The following is an 813-nucleotide window of genomic DNA, read 5'->3' on the forward strand; positions in this document are numbered from 1 at the left end:
AAAAAACCAAAATGCAAAACCGGTTCTATCAGCAAAAACGCTACAAAAAATTCAAAAAATTGTCCGCAAAATGCCTATCTCTGAAAATGTTGTCGAAGCCATTTTAAAGCTAGTCCGTTCGGCTCGCCCTCATAAAGAAAATAGCCTAGCAAACACTTATGTTGCATGGGGACCTGGTCCTCGAGCATCACAAGCACTTTCCCTTTGTGCTCGTGCTCGTGCTCTTTATCATGGACGTTTAAGTCCCTCTCTTGATGATATTGCAACATTGGCGTGCCCAGTATTACAACACCGCATGGCACTCAATTTTTCTGCACGTGCTGAAAATATAACCATCAAAGACATTATCGATAATCTTGTGAAAGATGCCCTCTAATGGCCATTGGCAAAAAAGTTTCAAAAAAAACTCCACTGTTACTCGCTGCCGATTCGCATAAAAATGCCGCTAAAATGCCGTGTTTTCTTGTACAAGCGCCCCGTATTGCCAATACAGTGATAGCAGGATGGCATGGACAACGTAAACGCGGTAACGGTGAAAATTTCTGGCAATTTCGTCCTTATGTTGAAGGGGAATCCATTACACGCATTGACTGGCGCCGCTCAGCGCGTGATGAACATACTTACCTACGTGAACACGAATGGGAAAAGACACAAACAGTTTGGATTTGGCCTGATCAGAGCGCCTCTATGCATTATTGTTCGTGTTTTTCGCAAACTTCTAAAGACAATTACGCCATCATTCTTGCTCTTACATTGGCAACACTTCTTGCTCGCAGTGGAGAAAATATTGCTATCCCCACTTTAATTCCACCT

Annotated in this window: 2 protein-coding genes; both read left to right on the top strand. The window is 42.9% G+C overall.

Translation table 11 applies throughout. The features are described 5' to 3' along the window. Positions 1–376: AAA family ATPase (locus tag ACFINS_RS09985; protein WP_375706173.1), on the top strand; the 376-nt coding region annotated here is incomplete at its 5' end. Then, positions 376–813 (top strand): DUF58 domain-containing protein (locus tag ACFINS_RS09990; RefSeq protein WP_375706174.1); only part of this gene is annotated, 438 nt, incomplete at its 3' end. The genes ACFINS_RS09985 and ACFINS_RS09990, both read left to right, overlap by 1 nt.

Origin of the sequence: Bartonella sp. AA2SXKL (genome assembly GCF_042197205.1) — a bacterium.
GTDB lineage: Bacteria > Pseudomonadota > Alphaproteobacteria > Rhizobiales > Rhizobiaceae > Bartonella.